Origin of the sequence: Proteus sp. TJ1640, from assembly GCF_003144445.1 — a bacterium.
Classification (GTDB): Bacteria; Pseudomonadota; Gammaproteobacteria; order Enterobacterales; family Enterobacteriaceae; genus Proteus; species Proteus penneri.
On sequence record NZ_PENY01000044.1, the window covers coordinates 75,232 to 96,081 of the forward strand.

Annotated in this window: 23 protein-coding genes; 20 read left to right on the forward strand and 3 right to left on the reverse strand. The window is 39.8% G+C overall.

Going from position 1 to position 20,850, the window contains the following annotated elements; genetic code table 11:
• Positions 1–20: 20 nt before the first annotated feature.
• Complete coding sequence (gene rne / locus DK861_RS17645; protein ID WP_109400912.1) at positions 21–3,470, reverse strand: ribonuclease E; 3,450 nt, start codon at positions 3,468–3,470, stop codon at positions 21–23.
• 531 nt (positions 3,471–4,001) lie between these two features.
• Between rne and rluC the strand changes: the two genes are divergently transcribed.
• Entirely contained in the window at positions 4,002–4,955 is a 954-nt protein-coding gene (gene rluC / locus DK861_RS17650; RefSeq protein WP_006537256.1) for a 23S rRNA pseudouridine(955/2504/2580) synthase RluC, read from the forward strand.
• A 104-nt stretch (positions 4,956–5,059) separates the two neighbouring features.
• On the opposite strand, the gene DK861_RS17655 is transcribed toward rluC, so the two are convergent.
• Both DK861_RS17655 and DK861_RS17660 read right to left on the reverse strand, forming a co-directional pair.
• Positions 5,060–5,461 carry a hypothetical protein gene (locus tag DK861_RS17655; protein WP_006537255.1) on the reverse strand — a complete coding sequence of 134 codons (402 nt, stop codon included), beginning with the start codon at positions 5,459–5,461 and terminating at the stop codon, positions 5,060–5,062.
• A 46-nt stretch (positions 5,462–5,507) separates the two neighbouring features.
• On the reverse strand, positions 5,508–6,107 hold the full coding sequence (locus DK861_RS17660) for a nucleoside triphosphate pyrophosphatase (protein WP_109400913.1): 600 nt from the start codon (positions 6,105–6,107) through the stop codon (positions 5,508–5,510).
• A 141-nt stretch (positions 6,108–6,248) separates the two neighbouring features.
• Between DK861_RS17660 and yceD the strand changes: the two genes are divergently transcribed.
• From yceD to ycfP, 19 genes are all read left to right on the forward strand, one after another.
• Positions 6,249–6,782, forward strand: coding sequence for a 23S rRNA accumulation protein YceD (yceD, locus tag DK861_RS17665; protein ID WP_006537253.1), 534 nt, complete (start codon positions 6,249–6,251; stop codon positions 6,780–6,782).
• Between the two features lie 5 nt (positions 6,783–6,787).
• A complete protein-coding gene (gene rpmF, locus DK861_RS17670; RefSeq protein ID WP_006537252.1) occupies positions 6,788–6,958 on the forward strand; it encodes a 50S ribosomal protein L32 in 171 nt (56 codons plus the stop codon).
• Positions 6,959–6,982: 24 nt separating this feature from the next.
• Positions 6,983–8,020 carry a phosphate acyltransferase PlsX gene (plsX, locus tag DK861_RS17675; protein WP_072062717.1) on the forward strand — a complete coding sequence of 346 codons (1,038 nt, stop codon included), beginning with the start codon at positions 6,983–6,985 and terminating at the stop codon, positions 8,018–8,020.
• A 4-nt stretch (positions 8,021–8,024) separates the two neighbouring features.
• Positions 8,025–8,978: a beta-ketoacyl-ACP synthase III gene (locus DK861_RS17680; protein ID WP_109400914.1), complete on the forward strand. Its 954-nt coding sequence runs from the start codon at positions 8,025–8,027 to the stop codon at positions 8,976–8,978.
• 19 nt (positions 8,979–8,997) lie between these two features.
• The gene (gene fabD, locus DK861_RS17685) at positions 8,998–9,930 is read left to right on the forward strand and encodes an ACP S-malonyltransferase (RefSeq protein WP_006537249.1); all 933 of its coding nucleotides are present in this window, start codon (positions 8,998–9,000) and stop codon (positions 9,928–9,930) included.
• An 8-nt stretch (positions 9,931–9,938) separates the two neighbouring features.
• Positions 9,939–10,673: a 3-oxoacyl-ACP reductase FabG gene (gene fabG / locus DK861_RS17690; protein ID WP_006537248.1), complete on the forward strand. Its 735-nt coding sequence runs from the start codon at positions 9,939–9,941 to the stop codon at positions 10,671–10,673.
• Between the two features lie 157 nt (positions 10,674–10,830).
• The gene (acpP, locus tag DK861_RS17695) at positions 10,831–11,067 is read left to right on the forward strand and encodes an acyl carrier protein (protein ID WP_004247087.1); all 237 of its coding nucleotides are present in this window, start codon (positions 10,831–10,833) and stop codon (positions 11,065–11,067) included.
• Between the two features lie 74 nt (positions 11,068–11,141).
• Positions 11,142–12,383, forward strand: coding sequence for a beta-ketoacyl-ACP synthase II (gene fabF / locus DK861_RS17700; RefSeq protein WP_072062715.1), 1,242 nt, complete (start codon positions 11,142–11,144; stop codon positions 12,381–12,383).
• A 131-nt stretch (positions 12,384–12,514) separates the two neighbouring features.
• Positions 12,515–13,342 carry an aminodeoxychorismate lyase gene (gene pabC, locus DK861_RS17705; RefSeq protein WP_109400915.1) on the forward strand — a complete coding sequence of 276 codons (828 nt, stop codon included), beginning with the start codon at positions 12,515–12,517 and terminating at the stop codon, positions 13,340–13,342.
• Between the two features lie 17 nt (positions 13,343–13,359).
• Positions 13,360–14,382 carry an endolytic transglycosylase MltG gene (gene mltG / locus DK861_RS17710; RefSeq protein ID WP_109400916.1) on the forward strand — a complete coding sequence of 341 codons (1,023 nt, stop codon included), beginning with the start codon at positions 13,360–13,362 and terminating at the stop codon, positions 14,380–14,382.
• A gap of 2 nt (positions 14,383–14,384) precedes the next feature.
• Positions 14,385–15,032, forward strand: a complete 648-nt coding sequence (gene tmk / locus DK861_RS17715; protein ID WP_109400917.1) for a dTMP kinase — start codon at positions 14,385–14,387, stop codon at positions 15,030–15,032.
• Positions 15,029–16,015 carry a DNA polymerase III subunit delta' gene (gene holB, locus DK861_RS17720; RefSeq protein ID WP_109400918.1) on the forward strand — a complete coding sequence of 329 codons (987 nt, stop codon included), beginning with the start codon at positions 15,029–15,031 and terminating at the stop codon, positions 16,013–16,015. The genes tmk and holB overlap by 4 nt, the downstream gene beginning before the upstream one ends.
• A gap of 71 nt (positions 16,016–16,086) precedes the next feature.
• Positions 16,087–16,872 carry a metal-dependent hydrolase gene (locus tag DK861_RS17725; RefSeq protein WP_109400919.1) on the forward strand — a complete coding sequence of 262 codons (786 nt, stop codon included), beginning with the start codon at positions 16,087–16,089 and terminating at the stop codon, positions 16,870–16,872.
• A gap of 42 nt (positions 16,873–16,914) precedes the next feature.
• Positions 16,915–17,265, forward strand: coding sequence for a purine nucleoside phosphoramidase (gene hinT, locus DK861_RS17730; RefSeq protein WP_036913377.1), 351 nt, complete (start codon positions 16,915–16,917; stop codon positions 17,263–17,265).
• A gap of 39 nt (positions 17,266–17,304) precedes the next feature.
• Positions 17,305–17,706, forward strand: coding sequence for a YcfL family protein (locus DK861_RS17735; protein ID WP_072062709.1), 402 nt, complete (start codon positions 17,305–17,307; stop codon positions 17,704–17,706).
• A 17-nt stretch (positions 17,707–17,723) separates the two neighbouring features.
• Complete coding sequence (locus DK861_RS17740; RefSeq protein WP_109400920.1) at positions 17,724–18,305, forward strand: penicillin-binding protein activator LpoB; 582 nt, start codon at positions 17,724–17,726, stop codon at positions 18,303–18,305.
• A complete protein-coding gene (locus DK861_RS17745; RefSeq protein ID WP_109400921.1) occupies positions 18,283–19,182 on the forward strand; it encodes a phosphotransferase in 900 nt (299 codons plus the stop codon). The genes DK861_RS17740 and DK861_RS17745 overlap by 23 nt, the downstream gene beginning before the upstream one ends.
• A gap of 38 nt (positions 19,183–19,220) precedes the next feature.
• Entirely contained in the window at positions 19,221–20,240 is a 1,020-nt protein-coding gene (gene nagZ, locus DK861_RS17750; RefSeq protein ID WP_006537234.1) for a beta-N-acetylhexosaminidase, read from the forward strand.
• Complete coding sequence (ycfP, locus tag DK861_RS17755) at positions 20,237–20,776, forward strand: alpha/beta hydrolase YcfP (RefSeq protein ID WP_006537233.1); 540 nt, start codon at positions 20,237–20,239, stop codon at positions 20,774–20,776. Before nagZ ends, ycfP begins: the two co-directional genes overlap by 4 nt.
• Positions 20,777–20,850 lie beyond the last annotated feature (74 nt).

Here is a 20,850-nt window from a genome sequence, read left to right on the forward strand (position 1 = left end):
TTCTTAATAACACCTTATTATCAGTTTTGACTTTCAGCTTTTGCCATTTCTGAAGAAGCGTGATTAGTAGAACAATGTCCACCGGCACCTGTGCGGCCTTTCTTATCAAAAGCAGGACGTGCTTCCCACGCTTTGATCTCAATTGCGACAGTAGGTTCATCAGATGCTGGCGCTTTTGTCATTGGTGCGCTTGCATGAAGTTGGCGTACTACCGGCTCTTGACGAATAATCACGGCTGTAGGTTTGCTTTCTTTTACTGGTACAGACTCTGCTTCTACTGTAGGTGTCGCACTCTCATTTTCTTCAGGCTGACTTTCAATAACCGTTTCAACGATAGGCTCAGCAACTGTTTCAACAATAGCTTCAACATCACTTTCTTTATGTTGCTCAGTTGTTTCTTCGGTTGTAATTGAAGTAGCAACAACTTGAGGCTCAGAAGTAGATGTTTCAGTCACTGCATCTGTTTCTGTTTCTGCTTGTTGTGAAGCTTCATGCATATAAGCCTCGGTTGTGTTTAATACCGCAGAAATATTTTCTTTACGAGTAACATGCTCTTCGGTATTCACATCATCGATAACGTTGTTGACAACACTTTCTTCAACTTGGTTCTCAATGTTATTTGCTTCTGCAGGTGCTAATTGTGGCTCTACTGCAATAATTTCAGCAACAGCTTCAGTGGTTGATTCAGAGCTAACAGTCACAGTGTAGGTGGATTCTGTGGTATCCGCTTGTTCCACTTTTGCCACAATGGCTTCTGAAACCGCTGGTGTGATAGCTACCATTTGTGGATCTTTATGAGTAATAATGTGGTTTCCAACAGAAACGTCATTGTTGTTTTCAACATTATTTTCAATAAATGGTGCATCACTTATTGGTGTGATTGGATAGTGAATGAAGACTTTACCTGAAGCAAGTTCAGGAGAAGCAACCGCCATTGCCAAAGGCATTGGTGATACGGTTAAAGTTCGTTCATCACGATAGCGACGACGACGCTGACCACTTACACGTAAATGACGAGGTGAACGGCGAGAACGACGAGGCATAACATTATCTTGTCCGTTATTATCTTCGTTCTTATTCTCATCTTGTGATTTAGTTGCATCAGGTAATGCTTTTACAGCTTGAGCTTCATTAGTTTCAACGTTTGCAACAGTGACTGCTTTAGGTGCTGATTTTTCAGTTGGTGCAACTTTCGTTTGTGTTGTTGCAACTGGTGGTTCAGAAACTGCTTTTTCCGTCGTAGCTGGCACAACTGTTGATGCATTATCATTGTCAGTCACACGTACAGATTGTGTTAATTGACGACGATTACGGCGTTGCATAACAGGGCGACGAGGTTCTTCTTTCTTCTCATTAGCACTGTCTTTTGCAACGGTATCATTTTCAGCCAGAGCAGCTTGAGCTTTAGCCGCTTCTTGTTGTTGACGTTTTTCTTCTTGACGACGACGTTGTTCAGCACGTTGTTCACGACGCTGCTGACGACGTGCTTCGCGTTCTGCAATCTCTTGTTCACTGCTAACTTCAGTTGTTGGTGTCGCTTGTGTTTTTTGATTGCGATTCTTGCGATTGTCTTCGCTATTTGCATTATCACGATTACGATCGTTATCACGGTCACGGCGATTATTGTTGTTACGTCGATTATTGTTATTACGACGTTCACGACGATTTTCGTTATTCTCTTTCTTATTTTCCTGTGGTTTTTCTTGTGTTACCACAGGCTCTGGTTCGCTACTAAATAAGTTAGAGAAGAATTTGGCGATAGAGCTAAAGAAACCTGTAGCTTGAGCTTGTTCTGTTTTAGCAGCTTTAGCTTGGGGTTGAGGGGCTTTTTTATTTTTCGTCGTCGTTTCTGGCGTGTCTTCTTCTTGCAATCCAAAAGCTGAAATAGCAGGTTGTTCAGGCGCTTTACGCTCTGTAACAACATCGTCCTCAGCTTCATTTAACTGACTTTCATGGAATTGGGCTAAGTTGTAGCTTAGAGAGGTAATTTCTTCGCCCTTACGCACACGAATAACAGAGAAATGAGGCGTTTGCATTTGGTCATTAGGAACAATAACCACTTTGACATTAGATTGACGTAATTCAATATCAGTTACAGCTTTTCGTTTTTCGTTAAGCAAATAAGAGGCGATTTGAACAGGTACAATCGCATGCACTTCATGGGTATTTTCTTTAAGTGCTTCTTCTTCGATAAGACGTAACACAGAAAGTGACAGTGATTCGTTATCACGAATAGTACCAGTGCCTAAGCAACGAGGACAAACGTGATGGCTTGATTCACCTAATGAAGGGCTTAAACGTTGACGAGACATCTCTAATAAGCCAAAGCGAGAGATACGTCCAATTTGAATGCGAGCACGATCTTGGCGAACAGCTTCGCGCATTCTGTTTTCAACTTCACGCTGATGGCGCACTGGCGTCATGTCGATAAAGTCGATAACAATTAAACCACCGAGGTCGCGTAAACGTAATTGACGTGCAATTTCGTCAGCAGCTTCTAAGTTAGTATTGAATGCTGTTTCTTCAATATCACCACCACGCGTTGAACGAGAGGAGTTAATATCAATCGCCGTTAATGCTTCAGTTGTATCAATAACTAAAGCGCCACCAGAAGGTAGGCGAACTTCACGCTGAAACGCAGATTCAATCTGTGATTCAATTTGATAATGGCTAAATAGAGGAACTGCACCTGTGTAATGGCGAATTTTGCTAGCAAAATCACCACGACCAATCGCTTCAATATGGCTACGCGCCATTTCAACGATTTTTGCGTTATCAATTAAAATCTCACCAATATCAGGACGTAAGTAGTCGCGGAATGCACGAACGATTACGTTACTTTCCTGATGGATTAAGAATGGAGCAGGGCGATTCTCTGCTGCTTTCTTAATAGCATCCCAATGTCTTAGACGATAGCTTAAGTCTTGTTGTAGTGCTTCAGCCGATTTACCGACACCAGCAGTGCGTACAATCAGACCCATGCCATCTGGGATTTCAAGGCTTGATAAAGCTTCTTTGAGTTCAGTACGGTCTTCACCTTCGATACGGCGAGAAATACCACCTGCACGAGGATTATTTGGCATTAAGACCAAATAACTTCCTGCTAGGCTGATAAAAGTGGTTAATGCTGCACCTTTATTACCACGCTCCTCTTTATCAACTTGAACAATAACTTCCTGGCCTTCTTTTAAGACATCTTTGATGTTAGGACGACCATGAGAGTGATAATTACTAGGAAAGTATTCGCGGGCTATTTCTTTGATAGGAAGGAAACCGTGGCGTTCCGCACCATAATCAACAAAAGCGGCTTCTAGGCTGGGTTCAATTCTAGTAATTTTACCTTTATAGATATTTGCTTTTTTCTGTTCATGACCGGGGCTTTCGATATCCAGATCGTACAAACGTTGCCCATCGACAAGGGCAACACGCAACTCTTCCTGCTGAGTTGCGTTAATTAACATTCTTTTCATATTGTGACTTACTCGTTATTTTCACGTTTTATAATGTGCCACTAACATACGTAATTACACTATTGATAACCGATGACCTCGTGTCTTTTACAGATGCGTCAACCTCACGGTTGTCGATTGTATAGAGATGCAATATGTCGGTGAGTCTGATTTTCAGTTCAAAAATTCAGCACTGTTTAATTGAAAACGATGTTTCAACTCAATAAGCGATGTATTTGTGGCATACTAAATTGTTTGATTTTCGACTATGTCTTACGCCATTGCTGCATTTTGAAAATCAAACAAACAAAATTTTCATAAATATACCTGATAAACATAATCAGGAGAGTCTGCATTATTCCATTGGTGTTAGGGTTATAGCAAGATGACTTTTCTGCTTTGGTGACTTTTTCTGTATAAATATGAGAGATTAGCTAATGTTTCGTCTTTTTCCCATTATTCAGGTTAAAATAGACGACAGATTTGATGTTATTTTGTACACCACAAAGTAGTTTGTTATTTTTATTTTAAGAGAGCCAAAGAATCGCCACTATGAAATCATTTAATCAAGTTCAGTTCGTCACCATTGATGGCGATGAAGCAGGCCAGCGTATCGACAATTTTTTACTGGCACGCTTAAAAGGTGTACCAAAAAGTATGATTTACCGAATTATTCGTAAAGGGGAAGTTCGAGTTAACAAAGGGCGAATTAAACCTGAATATAAACTCAATGCGGGTGATAGCATCCGTATTCCTCCTGTGCGAGTATCGGAAAAAGAAGAAGTCGCTGTATCACCAAAACTTGATAAAGTCTCAGCGTTGGCAAATTGTATTTTATATGAAGATGACCACTTAATGCTTATCAATAAGCCTTCTGGCACGGCTGTTCATGGGGGAAGTGGGTTAAGCTTTGGTGTGATTGAAGGCTTACGAGCATTGCGTCCAGAAGCCCGTTTTTTAGAGCTTGTACATCGTCTTGATAGAGATACATCGGGTGTGTTGTTAATTGCAAAAAAACGTTCAGCATTGCGTGCTTTGCATGAGCAATTACGCTTAAAACAGATGCAAAAAGATTATTTAGCCTTAGTGCGTGGTCAATGGCAATCCCATACTAAAGTTGTTCAGGCTCCGTTATTGAAAAATATTCTTCAAAGCGGTGAGCGAGTGGTTAAAGTGAGCAATGAAGGAAAACCTTCAGAGACACGTTTTAAGGTTGAAGAGCGTTTTGAATTTGCCACACTTGTGAAAGCAAGTCCTGTAACAGGCAGAACTCACCAAATTCGTGTGCATACATTACATGCAGGTCATCCTATTGCATTTGATGATCGTTATGGTGATCGTGATTTTGATTCACAATTGGTAGGAACAAAACTTAATCGCTTATTTTTACATGCAAGCTCTTTGACATTTACTCATCCTTCAACAGGTGACCAAATGCGAATTGAAGCGCCAATGGATAATCAGTTACGCTATTGTTTACAAGTATTACGCAGTCAAAAATCTTAAATCGAAAATTTTTATTTCGACAGAAAATCTGAATACCCAATGCGCCCAGTTAGCTGGGCGTATTGCTTTTCTTAAATCACTAAAAAAGTGAATAGAAAATAGGGTTAACCTTCCACTTTTGTCATACATTGCTCAACAATTTTATCAATGTTCCACTCTTTAGGCATTGATGTTGAACCGTTTTTGCGCATTTCCATATCTACACGGATAAATTCAGTAATTCCGTAATCTTTAATAATGCCGTCGTAAGTACATTCACATACTTCAGCAATTTGAGGAATTAACGCATCATCGGTAATACCAGAACCCAATATGCAACTACTGACAAAATTCTTTTTAAATAAGGATGTGCTGTCATCTTTTTTGTCTGAAATCACACTGTCTTGGATAGTATTTGTTGTGTTAGTTGTTTTTGTTGTCGAAATTTCAGTGTCTTTTTCATCAGAACAACCCACTAATGCTATTGCCACCACTAAAGCTGTTAAGACTGATGTTAATTTATTCATAATACGCTTTATCGCTACATAAGATTAAAAATGAAGATGATCAGGTTTATTTTTGATCATCAGAGAAAAATAATGGGTTTATTCTTTGCGAGAGTAACATTTTATTCAATCGGATAAGTGGTAAACCAATTAAAGAATTTGGATCGTCACCGACAAACTTATCAAATAGAGTAATACCTAGCCCTTCAGATTTAAAACTGCCAGCACAATTAAAAGGCTTTTCTTTATTTAAATAGCAGATAATTTCTTCATCAGTTAAATGACGAAAGTAAACTTGGAATAATTCACAATGCGTTTGATGTTCTAAAGTTAGGCTATTATATACAGTTAATCCGGTGTAGAACGAGATACACTGTCCTGAAGCTTGTTTTAGTTGTGCAAAGGCATTATCAAAATTAAGGGGTTTTCCCGTGATCTTTTCATTCAACACACAAACTTGATCAGAACCAATTATAAGGTGTTGTGGAAATTTTGCTTGTAAAGCGCTGGCTTTTTCATAGGATAAGCGGTTGACAAGATCTTGAGCACATTCAGTGGGCTTCGGGGTTTCGTCAATATCGGGAGATGCCTGTATAAAGGGCATTCCAAGCTTTCTCAGCAACTGAGCTCGAAAGGGTGAAGTAGACGCAAGAACGAGTGGCAACATATTTTTTTTAAAATCCGTAGCAAAATGATGCCTGACATTCTAAACTATGCGCCGCTGATAAAGCGAATTTTGGTGGAAAGGTGTAGATAACCCGCCTTTTTCTTTGACTATATTCCATTACAAAGATAATATGCGCGCCTTATGCAAAAGGTAAAATTACCCCTGACCATTGATGCGCTGCGAGCAGCTCAAAAGAATTTAGACTATGACGGTCATTATTCTCCAGAGCAAGTAAGCCGCTTAGCTGAATCGGTGGTCAGTGTGGACAGTGATATTGATGTGGTTTTATCATTTGATATTGACCATCAACGTCTTGCCGTGATTAAAGGACATTCCGATGTGGATGTGACTTTAGAATGTCAACGTTGTGGTGGCCATTTTCCGTATCATGTTCACGCAACATATTGTTTTAGCCCTGTTGTCAGTGATGAACGGGCCGAGGCATTACCGGAAGAATATGAACCAGTCGATGTAAACGAATTTGGTGAAATAGATTTACTGGCGATGATTGAAGATGAAATAATCCTCAACTTGCCAGTGGTTCCGGTACATGATTTTGAACACTGTGAAGTGTCCGACGCGGATATGGTGTTTGGTGAACTCCCTGAAGAATTATCAGAGAAACCAAATCCATTTGCCGTATTAGCCAGTTTAAAGAAAAGTACTAAGGAGTAAGGTCAATGGCCGTACAACAAAACAAACCAACTCGTTCTAAACGTGGTATGCGTCGCTCTCATGACGCACTGACAGTAACTCAGGTTTCTGTTGACAAAACTTCTGGTGAAACTCACCTGCGTCACCATGTAACTGCTGACGGTTACTACCGTGGCCGCAAGGTTATCAACAAGTAATTAGCTTTATAGCTCGTTGATACCTTGACAAATCTAACCATAGCGTTAGATGCGATGGGCGGGGACTTCGGTCCTCGTATCACAGTGCCTGCTTGTTTGCGGGCGCTGGCATCTAATCCTCATTTAAAAATATTGCTGGTAGGTCAACCAGACTCTATCTCCCCTCTGCTTGCAAATCAAAATGCTGAGCTAATCACCCGTTTACAAGTTATACCCGCAGAACATATTGTCGCCAATGATGCCAAACCTTCACAAGCCATTAGAGCAAGTAAAGGTACATCAATGCGAGTGGCTCTTGATCTGGTGAAAACAGGTGAAGCACAGGCTTGTGTAAGTGCAGGGAATACTGGCGTATTGATGGGATTAGCAAAACTTCGACTTAATGCTATCGATGGAATTGAACGTCCTGCACTGGTTTCGGTATTACCTAATCAGAAAAAAGGTAAGACGGTTGTTCTAGATTTAGGCGCTAACGTTAATTGTGATAGCAAAATGCTAGTGCAGTTTGCGGTAATGGGCGCAGTGATGGCCGAAGAGATAGCAGGGATTGATTCACCAAAAGTGGCACTTTTAAATATTGGTGAAGAAGAGAGTAAGGGATTAGATAATATCCGCGAAGCTGCTACGGTATTAAAATCGACATCTAATATCAATTATATTGGTTATGTTGAAGGTAATGAATTACTGACAGGCAAAACAGATGTATTGGTGTGTGACGGCTTCGCAGGTAATGTCTCTCTTAAAACGATGGAAGGAGTGATTCGAGTTTTCCTTTCATTGATTAAATCTTCTACTACCGAAAATAAAAAAACGTCGTGGTGGATGAAAATATTGAAGAAGTGGTTACAAAAACGGCTAATTAAGCGTTTTGGACACATGAACCCCGACCAGTATAACGGTGCTTCTCTGTTAGGATTACGCGGTATCGTCATTAAGAGCCATGGTGGCGCAAATGAAAGCGCGTTTACAGCAGCAATAGAACAGGCTGTTCATGCCGTTGAGCGAAAAATCCCAGAACGGATCGCTTCTCGACTGACAACAGTATTACCCAAGAGCGATTGATAGAATGTATACAAAAATCTTAGGTACTGGTAGTTACTTGCCTGTACAAGTGCGAACTAATGCCGATTTAGAAAAAATGGTTGAAACATCTGACGAATGGATTGTTACCCGAACAGGTATTAATGAACGTCGGATTGCAACAGAAGAAGAATCTGTTGCTGTGATGGGCGCGGGTGCGGCTGAAAAAGCACTAGAAATGTCTGGTATTGATAAGCAAGACATTGGATTGATTGTTGTTGCTACAACATCAGGCTCACATGCATTTCCAAGCGCAGCATGTCAGATTCAAAATGCGTTAGGTATCAATGATTGCATCGCTTTTGACGTTGCAGCTGCATGTTCTGGCTTTGTTTATGCATTAAGCATTGTCGATCAATTTATTAAAGCTGGTTCTGTTAAGCATGCTCTTGTGATTGGTGCTGATAGATTATCCCATGCGTTAGATCCTAACGATCGTGGCACCATTATTTTATTTGGTGATGCAGCAGGTGCAGCAGTCGTGGGGGCGTCAGAAGACGAAGGTATTATTTCTACCCATTTACATTCAGATGGGCGTTTTGGTGATTTATTAGCATTACCTTATCAGCGTAAAGAAAATGAAGATTTACCTGCTTACGTTACCATGGCAGGAAATGAAGTCTTTAAAGTCGCAGTTCGTGAACTTGCCCACATTGTGGATGAGACACTAGAAGCTAACAAAATTGATAAATCTGAACTGGACTGGCTTGTGCCTCATCAGGCAAATTTAAGAATTATTTCAGCGACAGCGAAAAAGCTGGATATGACAATGGATAAAGTAGTGGTGACATTAGATCGCCACGGCAATACGTCAGCAGCATCAGTCCCAACAGCATTAGATGAAGCTGTAAGAGATAATCGCATTCAACGTGGCCAGTTAATCTTACTGGAAGCGTTTGGTGGCGGTTTTACTTGGGGTTCTGCACTTATCCGTTTTTAATATTATCAGGAAAATAAATATGACTGATTTTGCAATGGTTTTTCCCGGACAGGGATCACAATCTGTTGGAATGCTTGCAGAACTTGCAGAGCAATATCCAATTGTGACTGAAACATTCGCTCAAGCATCTGATGTATTGGGTTACTCTCTTTGGGACTTAGTTCAGAATGGTCCAGAAGAAGAGTTAAACAAAACATGGAAAACACAGCCAGCGTTATTAGCCGCTTCTGTTGCAATCTGGCGTGTATGGCAAGAAAAACAAGGCAAAATGCCACAAATGATGGCAGGTCACAGTCTTGGTGAGTATTCTGCTTTAGTGTGTGCGGGAGTTATTGATTTCGCTGCTGCAATTAAATTAGTAGAATTACGTGGTCAACTGATGCAAGAAGCCGTACCAGCAGGCACTGGTGCAATGTATGCGATTATCGGTTTAGATAATGACGCTATTGCAAAAGCTTGTGAAGAAGCAGCGCAAGGACAAGTCGTTTCACCTGTAAACTTTAATTCACCAGGCCAAGTTGTTATCGCAGGTAACAAAGAAGCCGTAGAACGCGCTGGTGTGTTATGTAAAGAAGCGGGGGCTAAACGTGCTTTACCATTAGCAGTAAGCGTGCCTTCGCATTGTGCTTTAATGAAGCCAGCTGCTGATAAGCTTGCGGTTGCATTACAAGAAATTGAATTTAAACAACCTGAAATTCAGGTCGTTAATAACGTTGATGTGAAAGCGCAAACTGATGCGAATGCTATCCGTGATGCGTTAGTTCGCCAGCTTTATAACCCAGTTCGTTGGACTGAAACGGTTGAATTTATCGCTGAAAAAGGCATCACACAACTATTAGAAATCGGTCCAGGAAAAGTATTAACTGGTTTAACCAAACGTATTTCTAAAGAAATGAACGCTGCAGCAGTTAATGATATTGCATCATTAGATGCTGCATTAGGAAATGACTGAGGGATCTCATGGGATTTGACGGAAAAATAGCGCTAGTTACTGGTGCAAGCCGTGGTATTGGCCGTGCGATTGCAGAAGATTTAGTTGCACGCGGTGCAACAGTAATTGGTACAGCAACGAGTGAAAACGGTGCACAAGCTATTAGCGAATATTTAGACGGTAAGGGTAAGGGTTTTGTGTTAAACGTCACAGAAAACGACTCTATCGAAAAATTTTTAGCAGATGTGCGTGCTGAATTTGGCGAAATTGATATTTTGGTCAATAATGCAGGTATTACTCGTGATAACCTGTTGATGCGCATGAAAGATGATGAATGGCAAGATATCATTGACACTAATCTTTCATCAGTCTTCCGTCTGTCTAAAGCAGTTATGCGTGCTATGATGAAAAAACGTTATGGTCGTATAATTACCATTGGTTCTGTTGTTGGAACCATGGGTAACGCAGGGCAGGCAAACTACGCGGCGGCAAAAGCGGGTGTGATTGGTTTTAGTAAATCATTAGCACGCGAAGTTGCTTCCCGTGGCATTACGGTGAATGTTGTTGCTCCAGGCTTTATCGAAACTGATATGACTAGAGCATTAACAGACGACCAAAGAGCAGGTATTTTATCTCAAGTTCCTGCTAACCGTTTAGGTGATGCCAAAGAGATTGCCAGTGCTGTAGCCTTCTTAGCTTCTGATGAAGCGAGCTATATCACGGGTGAAACATTGCATGTCAATGGTGGCATGTACATGATCTAATTAAGGGGACGTCTTTATATTTGCTTTTTGCGTACAATATAATGCAAAATATAGCGAATAAAGTAGTCCACACAGTCGGGATTGGTTAGATCTTTTCCTGTATTTATAAACTAAGAAAATCATCGCGCAAGCGAGTTTTGATAGGAAATTTAATAGTATGAGCACTATCGACGAACGCGTTAAGAAAATCATTGTTGAACAACTGGGTGTTAAAGAGGAAGAAGTTGTAAATTCAGCTTCATTTGTTGATGACTTAGGCGCTGATTCTCTTGACACAGTTGAGCTGGTAATGGCTCTGGAAGAAGAATTCGATATCGAAATCCCAGACGAAGAAGCAGAAAAAATTACTACAGTTCAAGCTGCTATTGATTACGTTGAAAACGCAGGTAAATAAGCTTGCTAATCTAGGCGGTCACTCGACCGCCTATATTTTTAATCCTAAACTTTTTCCCTCCTTGGAGGATAAGCGTGTCTAAGCGTCGTGTAGTTGTGACCGGACTAGGCATGTTATCTCCTGTCGGTAATAACGCAGAAGCTTCTTGGAAAGCTGTGTGTGCTGGACAGAGTGGTATCGGCCTTATCGAAGATTTTGACACCAGTCATCATGCGACTAAATTCGCTGGATTGGTAAAAGATTTCAATCATGAAGATTATAATCTTTCGCGTAAAGATGCGCGTAAGATGGATCTTTTTATTCAATATGGTATTGCAGCAGGTGTGCAGGCCATTGCGGATTCAGGTCTTGAAGTAACAGAAGCCAATGCAAGTCGTATCGGAGCTGCTATTGGTTCTGGTATTGGTGGCTTAGGCCTTATCGAAGAAAATCATACATCTATGATGAATGGTGGCCCTCGTAAAATTAGCCCATTCTTTGTACCTTCAACCATTATTAATATGGTTGCGGGGCATTTAAGCATTATGTATGGCCTTCGTGGCCCTACAATCTCTATCGCAACAGCGTGTACTTCAGGTGTTCATAATATTGGACATGCTGCACGTATTATCGCTTATGGTGATGCAGATGCAATGCTGGCAGGCGGTGCCGAAAAAGCGACTACACCATTAGGTTTGGGTGGCTTTGGTGCTGTTCGTGCATTATCAACACGTAACGACAATCCTCAAGCGGCTAGCCGTCCATGGGATAAAGAGCGTGATGGTTTTGTATTAGGTGATGGTGCGGGTGTTCTTGTTCTTGAAGAATACGAACACGCTAAAAACCGTGGTGCTAAAATTTATGCTGAAGTGGTTGGTTTTGGTATGAGCAGCGATGCTTATCACATGACTTCACCGGCAGAAAATGGCGAAGGCGGTGCGCTAGCTATGACAAATGCACTGAAAGATGCAGGTATTGCCTCATCAGAAGTGGGTTATATCAATGCACACGGTACATCAACGAATGCAGGCGACGTTGCTGAAGCACAAGCGGTAGAAAATGTATTTGGTAAAGGTACTGATGTATTAGTTAGCTCAACAAAATCTATGACAGGTCACTTATTAGGTGCTGCGGGTGCTATTGAGTCTATCTTTACAATCCTTTCACTGCGTGATCAAATCGTACCTCCAACAATTAACCTAGATAATCAAGACGAAAATTGTCATCTTGATTTTGTTCCTCATAAAGCCCGTAAAGTTGAGAACATGGACTATGCTCTGTGTAACTCATTTGGCTTTGGTGGTACGAACGGTTCAATTCTCTTTAAACGCGTATAAGCTGTTTTTTGTAGAAAGTTGAAATAATAAAAGACCCAGGATTATTCTGGGTCTTTTATTTTGTCCTTTTACTGCCAGTTGTTTTATCATGTGCAGATTGATATCAATAACATAGATGTAAGGTGTGTTAGATGCATTGGGTAAATGGACAACAGCAACAAAATGTAGATGCCAGTGATCGAGCGGTGCAATTTGGGGATGGCTGTTTTACAACACTTGCTGTTGAGCAGGGTGCTCCCATTTTATTATCTGCACACATAAATCGTTTAAAACAAGGCTGTAACGCTCTCTTTTTACCGCATCCTAATTGGTTTGAACTTAAAAAGCAGATCATAGATATCGCCTCACAGGTTCAAACAAAAAGTGTGATTAAAATTATTATTAGTCGTGGTTATGGTGGACGAGGATATTCTTCCAATGGATTTATAACACCGACGGTAATAATGTCACTGTCATCTTATCCTACCCATTATCTCCACCAGCAACGTGCAGGTGTATCGCTTGGTATAAGTCCTGTTACTTTAGGGCAAAATCCTTTATTGGCTGGGATCAAACATCTCAATCGTCTTGAACAAGTCCTTATCAAATATCATTTAGAAAAAACAGAATTTGATGATGTTTTAGTGTGTGATAATGAAGGATATTTAGTGGAAGCGAATGCGGCGAATCTTTTTTGGCGCAAAGGAGATAGGCTTTTTACACCAAACCTGACTAATTCAGGGGTAAATGGCATTATGCGTCAATCTATTTTTCAATTAGCTCAGAAAAATCATTGGCAAATTGATATTGTGAGAGAAAAAACAGAAACACTTTATCAGGCTGATGAAATATGGTTAACAAATGCGTTAATGCCAGTGATCCCTGTTTCACAAATCACTTTTTCAGATGATAAGTGCTATCAATATCCTAGTAGGGATTATTATCATGTTGTTTTACAACACAGTTTGTCACTTAAATAGAATTTAATGAGTTATAAATGAAGATAAAAAAAATAGTCTGGATAGTTTTTTTTGCCTTATTAATTAGTATCGGTGCAATAGCGTTGTATATGATGCAGCATATTCGTGGTTTAGAAGAAAATGTTGTTGTAAAGCAAGATGAAATGCTACTCACAGTGCCAGCAGGAACAGGGCGCGTAGCCATGGAACAACTGCTAATAAAAAATAATCTACTTAACCAAGGCGATTATTTTCAAATTTTACTAAAAGTAAAACCAGAGCTTAGCCAATTTAAAGCAGGAACCTATCGCTTAACAAAAGGGATGACATTGCGTGATGTTTTATTGTTGATCAAAAGTGGTAAAGAAGCTCAATTTACGATCCGTTTTATTGAAGGTAGCCGTTTACAAGACTGGCAATCTATTTTTGAACAAGCTCCGCAACTTATGACTGTCGCACACACAATGGATAGCGATAAATTACGTGAAGAAATAGGGATAAAACCTGAATTTGTTAACCTAGAAGGTTGGTTTGCCCCAGATACATACCATTACACGGCAGGTACGACCGATGTCGCAATTTTAAAGCGCGCCTACCAACAAATGGAAAAAACATTAGAAGAAGAGTGGATTAAACGCGATAGTGATCTACCGTATAAATCGGCTTATGAAATGCTTATCATGGCGTCAATCATTGAAAAAGAGACGGGTATTGATGCTGAAAGAACAAAGGTAGCGTCTGTTTTTGTCAATCGATTAAAAACTAATATGCGATTACAGACTGATCCAACGGTCATTTATGGTTTAGGTGATAAATACAGAGGCACGATTTATCGTAGTGATTTAAATGGCTATACACCTTATAACACCTATCAGATTGATGGCTTACCACCTACACCAATAGCAATGCCGGGCGTTGCTTCAATTAGGGCGGCTGCACATCCAGCAGATACTCGTTATCTCTATTTTGTTGCAGATGGAACGGGTGGCCATAAGTTTTCAACCACACTCAATGAACATAATAAAGCCGTCGCACAATATCGACGCTTACAACAAAGATAATTATGAACAACAGTAAATTTATTGTAATTGAAGGACTTGAAGGTGCTGGAAAAACCAGCGCAATCCAAACGGTTATCGATACACTTAAAGATAAAGGTATCACCAATCTGGCATTTACCCGAGAACCCGGTGGTACACCTCTTGCCGAAAAATTACGTGAGCTTATCAAACAAGGTATTGAGGGTGAAAAAGTTACGGATAAAGCCGAATTATTGATGCTATATGCAGCACGTGTTCAGCTGATAGAAAATGTGATAAAACCCGCGCTAGCAGAAGGTAAATGGGTGATTGGTGATAGACACGATCTCTCTTCACAAGCTTATCAAGGTGGCGGACGTGGCTTAGATAAAGATCTTATGTTGTCACTTCGTAATACAGTGCTTGGTAATTTTCGCCCTGATTTGACCTTATATCTTGATTTAGATCCGGCTATTGGGCTTACCAGAGCCCGTGCTAGAGGTGAATTAGACCGGATTGAAAAAGAATCAATGGATTTCTTTTATCGTACTCGTGAACGTTATCAAGCATTGGCTAAAAATGATGACACGATTATCACGATAGATGCATCTCAAGCAATTGATAAAGTACAAGCAGATATCCGTCAAATACTAACAGCGTGGCTAGTTCAGCAGGAAAATAAATCATTATGAATTGGTATCCTTGGCTAAATCAGGCATATCGACAACTTATTAGCATATATCAAGAAGGGCGTGGTCATCATGCTCTGCTTTTACATGCGATAGAAGGCATGGGAGGAGAAGCACTCTCTTATGGGTTAAGTCGTTGGTTAATGTGCCAGAATAGGCAGGGATTAAAAAGTTGTAACGAATGCCATAGTTGTCGCTTGATGCTTGCTGAAACACATCCAGATTGGCATATTTTGCAGAGTGAAAAGGGTAAGTCTTCGATTGGTATTGAAGCAGTAAGAAAAGTTACTGAAAAGCTGGAACATCATGCTCAGCAAGGTGGTTTTAGAGTTGTTTGGATAAAAGACGTTGAAGCATTAACAGAAGCGGCAGCAAATGCATTGCTCAAAACGTTGGAAGAACCCCCTAAAGACACCTATTTTTTATTGAATTGTCAGCATCCAGAGGTTTTATTAGCGACATTGCGTAGTCGTTGTTTTTATTACCATTTAGCAACGCCTAATCTTCAACATGCAACGCACTGGTTACAGCGACAATTACCAAACATACCTTATGCAAATAGTGTAACGGCATTAAATTTATCGCAGAACGCTCCAGTTTTAGCGCTTTCCTTATTGAAAGATGAGTGGAAAGAAAGAGAGATTTTTTGCCAAGCTTTATATACAAGCATACAACAGCATGATTTATATTCATTTTTACCACAATTAAATCAAGATAATGCCGAGCGTCGCTTATACTGGTTATTATCATTACTGCTTGATGCATTAAAATACCAAACCAATGCACAAGTGTATTGTGTTAATCAGGATCAGCAAGCATTGATTATGGCGTTATCACAATGGTCTTCGGATATTTTGTTATCCACTATTGATGGATGGAAACAGTGTCGTTATCAGTTAATGACCATCCCCGCGTTAAATAGAGAATTATTACTAGTAGAACAGCTACTAGATTGGGAAAATCAGCTAACCACAAAAATTAATTAACTATATATTAATTATAATTTAGCTGTAATAAAAAACACCTATAAGTCGTACCAGATAAATGAGAGTAAGTTATGTTTTTAGTTGATTCACACTGCCATCTCGACTGCTTAGATTATGAAAAATTACATGAAAATATTGATGATGTTGTCGAAAAAGCACAGCAGCGTGATGTTCAATATATGTTAGCAGTGGCAACCACATTACCGGGTTTTAATAGAATGCGTGAGCTAATCGGTAAACGTGACAATATCGCCTTTTCTTGTGGGATCCATCCTTTAAATTTAGATGAAGGTTATGATGTTGAAGAATTAGCACGTCTAGCTACCGCACCTGATGTTGTGGCTTTAGGTGAAACAGGGCTAGATTACTATTACCAACAAGAAAATGCGGCTCTGCAACGTGAAATTTTCCGTGAGCATATTCGAATTGGACGCCAAGTTAATAAACCCGTTATTGTGCATACACGCAGTGCTCGCGAAGATACCTTATCTATTTTAAAAGAAGAGAAAGTTCAAGATTGTGGCGGTGTTCTGCATTGCTTTACTGAAGATAAAGAGACAGCAACAATATTACTTGATCTTGGAATGTATATCTCTTTTTCTGGTATTGTGACATTTAGAAATGCCGAACAAATTAGAGAGGCTGCTCGTATTGTTCCTCTTGATCGAATTTTAATTGAAACAGACTCCCCTTATCTAGCGCCAGTACCTCATCGCGGAAAAGAAAACCAACCCGCTTATGTTCGTGATGTTGCAGAGTATATGGCTGTCTTAAAAGGGGTAAGTGTTGAAGAGTTAGCGCAACAAACAACGCGTAATTTTGCTAAGCTCTTTCATATTCAAAACTTGCCTGCTTAATAGAATTAATCAGGAATTAAAATAAATAATAAGGTGATGGAAATGGCAGAAGAAACAATTTTCAGTAAAATTATTCGTGGTGAAATTCCAGCCAATATCGTTTTTCAAGATGATACAGTGACTGCATTTCGTGATATTTCACCTCAAGCACCCACTCATATTTTGATTATTCCTAATAAACTTATTCCTACTGTAAATGATGTTACTGCAGAAGATGAGCAAGTATTAGGACACCTTTTTGTTGTTGCGGCAAAAATAGCTCAACAAGAAGGTATTGCTGAAGACGGCTATCGCCTAGTGATGAACTGCAATAAACATGGTGGACAAGAAGTTTTCCATATTCATATGCATTTGCTTGGTGGAAAACCATTAGGGCCATTATTAAGTCAATGATCGGTATGATGCTAAAAGCGAGATAACAGGAAGTAATACATGATAAGACAAAGTAAGGCTATTTACTCATTACTTATCGCTATGTGTATGACGACATTGCTCTCTGGGTGTTTATCATCTCATTCAGATAATAAACTCTATTTTAATCGTCAGCAGGCTATTATTATGGAGCCATCGGTCTTAGCTGTGGGAATTGTGGCGGGACAACCCGCCCTTGAACACCATACTAACGGCACAAGAGCGACAGTTATGCTGTCAAATACACAATCTTACCCTGTTTCAATTCGCTATCGCTTTTATTGGTATAACGAGCAAGGGCTTGAAGTATCTCCTGCTGGACATGTAAATGATGTGACTATTCTTGGTGATGGTGATACTGAAATTAGCGGTGATATACCAGATAAAACTATTAGTTATGTCAGAGTTTATCTCTTTATTTAGGATAAGGTAACACGAGCATGAAAAGAGTTCTATTTGTGGCGATGTCTGTGTTTTTATTAGCAGGTTGTCCGTCTATGTTGCCACAACAACCGCCTGTACCTGTAGAGCCTGTGATACCTACAGAGCCAGTAGAGCCACCTAAACCGATAGAGCCACCAATTGAAGTTGTGCCGACACCACCTAAAATCACAAGTATTAATTGGAATGCAGCCGTCACTCCTTTAATTAGAGAAATGGCCGTTACTGGTGACTTAGAAGTGGGTAAGCTTATCGTTGTTGATAATGTTAAAAATAATTCAGGTGGGAACATCCAAGCAGTAAATGCAACCAATACAATTATTGAATCAGTTAATAGTATTAGTGCATTGCAAACTGTGCCTTATACGCAAATGATGTCTGCACGGAAGGCACTTGGTTTATCTGGTGAAGATAGCCTAGGTCTTCGTAGTGCTGCTATTGGCTTAGCCCGCTATTTGAAAGCTGATTATATTTTATTCTCGACTGTTGATGGTAAAAAAGATAATCGTGTGATCAGTATGCAGTTAATGTCGGTTTCTTCTGGTGAAATTCTTTGGAATGGGCGCCATAAGGTTGAATGATCCGCATTACTCCAGTTTGCTTAATGCCTTGCAAGCACTTTTCCCGGCAACGGCATTAAGTAAATGGAAAATCATTGCATTAGAAGGATCTGGCGGTGGCGCTTTTCGTGTGCAATGTGCAGATATTGACTGGGTTGCTCGCTATTATGGTGATGAAAAAAAAGCGCTTTATGTACATGGAAGAAAAGAATACGCCATTTTAAAACAGCTATCAGGCTCTAATTTATCGCCAAAAGTTGCTACACGCTATAAAGAGTGGTTTTTTCTTTATTGGTTACAGGGTGAACATCTTACTCATCAATCACTTTTTAGTACTTATTTAAAGCCGTTGGCTGAAAAAATAGCCATACTTCATCAATACACACCGTTAGGCTTCCCTCTTAACTTAAATCATGAATTATTAATTTATTGGCAGTGTATTGATAGAAAACGTTTATCTGCTAAATGGTTACGTTTACAACAATATTTTTTACGCCAACCGCGATACAATCTCATAAAATACGCGCCTGCTCACATGGATTTACATGTTGAGAATATTCTTCTTAGTGATTCCGGTATAAAATTTATTGATTGGGAATATGCAGCCGATATTGATACAGCAGATTCGTTGATGACGTTTTTTGCGACAAATCAACTCAATGAAGTGCAACAAAATATGTTTTTGGATTATTACTGTTCGTATCATTGTCATTATACTCAATCCAAAGAAACAGACATTTATTCTGTGAAGGAGTTGAGATCGCGTATTTTTTCAAGAGAACCATTCATTTTTTATATGATGCTAATGTGGTATGAAGTCCGTTGGCAACAAACAAAAGATGAGTCATTTTTAATAATGTCTGAACCTTTACGTCGTTATTTTAGTCTGATGAATTAAAGACATTATCTTGTCACAATTACAAAGAGAGGAATGTTATGGGTCCAGTAATGCTTGATGTTGAAGGGTATGAACTCGATAGTGAAGAGCGTGAAATTTTAAAGCATCCTCTTGTCGGTGGATTAATCCTTTTTACCCGCAACTTCCACGATGCTGAACAATTAAATGAATTAGTCCGTCAAATTCGTGATGCATCTCATGAACGTCTAGTGATTGCAGTAGACCAAGAAGGGGGACGAGTACAACGTTTCCGTGATGGTTTTACTCGCATACCCGCGGCACAATCCTACGCAGCATTAAATGAAAGTTATCAAGCGAGTCATTTAGCACAAGAAGCGGGATGGTTAATGGCATCAGAAATGATTGCCATGGATATTGATATCAGTTTTGCACCTGTGCTCGACTTAGGTCATAACTGTATTGCCATTGGTGAACGTTCTTTCCATGATTCGCCTGAAATTGCCATGACAATGGCAGAGAGCTTTATTAAAGGTATGCGCTCTGCAGGTATGAAATCAACAGGTAAACATTTCCCAGGTCATGGTGCAGTCAGGGCTGATTCTCATAAAGAAACACCTCGTGATGACCGCTCTTTAAATGATATTCGCCAACGTGATATGTCTATTTTCAAAGACTTTATTCAACGCCAGCTATTAGATGCCATTATGCCGGCTCATGTTATTTATTCTCAGGTTGATGAACGTCCTGCAAGCGGTTCATCATATTGGTTGAAATCGATTTTACGTGAACAACTAGGCTTCCAAGGCGTTATCTTTTCTGATGATTTATCGATGGAAGGTGCTGCCATTATGGGAAGTTATGCAGAAAGAGCACAACGTTCACTAGATGCTGGTTGTGATATGCTTTTAGTGTGTAATAACCGAAAAGGGGCAGTGAGTGTGTTAGATAACCTGTCCTCTGTCAAAGCAGAACGCATTGCCACATTGTACCATCACCGAGGTCGTTACACATTGAGTGAGCTACAAACCTCTGATCGTTGGAAAAAAGCGAATCAGTTGCTGACCCAATTACAGGAGCAATGGCAGGAGCGAGCATGATTATATATTTACATGGTTTTGATTCCACAAGTCCTGGAAATCATGAGAAAGTTTTACAGCTACAGTTTATTGATCCTGATGTCCGTTTTTTAAGCTACAGTACGTTGCATCCTCGTCATGACATGCAACACTTACTGAAAGAAACGGATAAAGTGATTAAATCCACAAAAGAGCCCGTATTAATTTGTGGCGTAGGATTAGGTGGATATTGGGCAGAGCGTATTGGTTTCTTATGTAATATTCGTCAGGTAATGATTAATCCTAATCTTTTTCCTTACGAAAACATGACAGACAAAATCGACAGACCTGAAGAATATTTAGATATTGCAACGAAATGTATTAAAGATTTTCGTTCTAAAAACAAAGATAGCGCTTTAGTGATTTTATCTCGCAATGATGAGATTTTAGATAACCAGCGTTCTGCTGATGAATTATCGCCTTATTACTCTGTCATTTGGGATGAAGTGCAAACGCATAAATTTAAGAGCCTTTCTGAGCATCTATTTAAAATTAAAGCGTTTTATAGTAAAAAGTAAGACTAAAGTAATGTGTTTAAAATGGATGGTGTTTGTTCCATCCATTTTTCTATCTAACATAGCTAAAATGTGCA

What these genes read in the sequence shown, in the direction of transcription:
- tmk (WP_109400917.1), top strand. Translation starts at nt 14,385, where the DNA reads ATGAACAACAGTAAATTTATTGTAATTGAAGGACTTGAAGGTGCTGGA.
- DK861_RS17735 (WP_072062709.1), top strand. Translation starts at nt 17,305, where the DNA reads ATGATAAGACAAAGTAAGGCTATTTACTCATTACTTATCGCTATGTGT.
- nagZ (WP_006537234.1), top strand. Translation starts at nt 19,221, where the DNA reads ATGGGTCCAGTAATGCTTGATGTTGAAGGGTATGAACTCGATAGTGAA.
- DK861_RS17725 (WP_109400919.1), top strand. Translation starts at nt 16,087, where the DNA reads ATGTTTTTAGTTGATTCACACTGCCATCTCGACTGCTTAGATTATGAA.
- ycfP (WP_006537233.1), top strand. Translation starts at nt 20,237, where the DNA reads ATGATTATATATTTACATGGTTTTGATTCCACAAGTCCTGGAAATCAT.
- fabD (WP_006537249.1), top strand. Translation starts at nt 8,998, where the DNA reads ATGACTGATTTTGCAATGGTTTTTCCCGGACAGGGATCACAATCTGTT.
- DK861_RS17680 (WP_109400914.1), top strand. Translation starts at nt 8,025, where the DNA reads ATGTATACAAAAATCTTAGGTACTGGTAGTTACTTGCCTGTACAAGTG.
- yceD (WP_006537253.1), top strand. Translation starts at nt 6,249, where the DNA reads ATGCAAAAGGTAAAATTACCCCTGACCATTGATGCGCTGCGAGCAGCT.
- holB (WP_109400918.1), top strand. Translation starts at nt 15,029, where the DNA reads ATGAATTGGTATCCTTGGCTAAATCAGGCATATCGACAACTTATTAGC.
- rpmF (WP_006537252.1), top strand. Translation starts at nt 6,788, where the DNA reads ATGGCCGTACAACAAAACAAACCAACTCGTTCTAAACGTGGTATGCGT.
- rluC (WP_006537256.1), top strand. Translation starts at nt 4,002, where the DNA reads ATGAAATCATTTAATCAAGTTCAGTTCGTCACCATTGATGGCGATGAA.
- rne (WP_109400912.1), bottom strand. Translation starts at nt 3,470, where the DNA reads ATGAAAAGAATGTTAATTAACGCAACTCAGCAGGAAGAGTTGCGTGTT.
- DK861_RS17660 (WP_109400913.1), bottom strand. Translation starts at nt 6,107, where the DNA reads ATGTTGCCACTCGTTCTTGCGTCTACTTCACCCTTTCGAGCTCAGTTG.
- mltG (WP_109400916.1), top strand. Translation starts at nt 13,360, where the DNA reads ATGAAGATAAAAAAAATAGTCTGGATAGTTTTTTTTGCCTTATTAATT.
- DK861_RS17655 (WP_006537255.1), bottom strand. Translation starts at nt 5,461, where the DNA reads ATGAATAAATTAACATCAGTCTTAACAGCTTTAGTGGTGGCAATAGCA.
- pabC (WP_109400915.1), top strand. Translation starts at nt 12,515, where the DNA reads ATGCATTGGGTAAATGGACAACAGCAACAAAATGTAGATGCCAGTGAT.
- fabG (WP_006537248.1), top strand. Translation starts at nt 9,939, where the DNA reads ATGGGATTTGACGGAAAAATAGCGCTAGTTACTGGTGCAAGCCGTGGT.
- acpP (WP_004247087.1), top strand. Translation starts at nt 10,831, where the DNA reads ATGAGCACTATCGACGAACGCGTTAAGAAAATCATTGTTGAACAACTG.
- DK861_RS17745 (WP_109400921.1), top strand. Translation starts at nt 18,283, where the DNA reads ATGGGCGCCATAAGGTTGAATGATCCGCATTACTCCAGTTTGCTTAAT.
- hinT (WP_036913377.1), top strand. Translation starts at nt 16,915, where the DNA reads ATGGCAGAAGAAACAATTTTCAGTAAAATTATTCGTGGTGAAATTCCA.
- DK861_RS17740 (WP_109400920.1), top strand. Translation starts at nt 17,724, where the DNA reads ATGAAAAGAGTTCTATTTGTGGCGATGTCTGTGTTTTTATTAGCAGGT.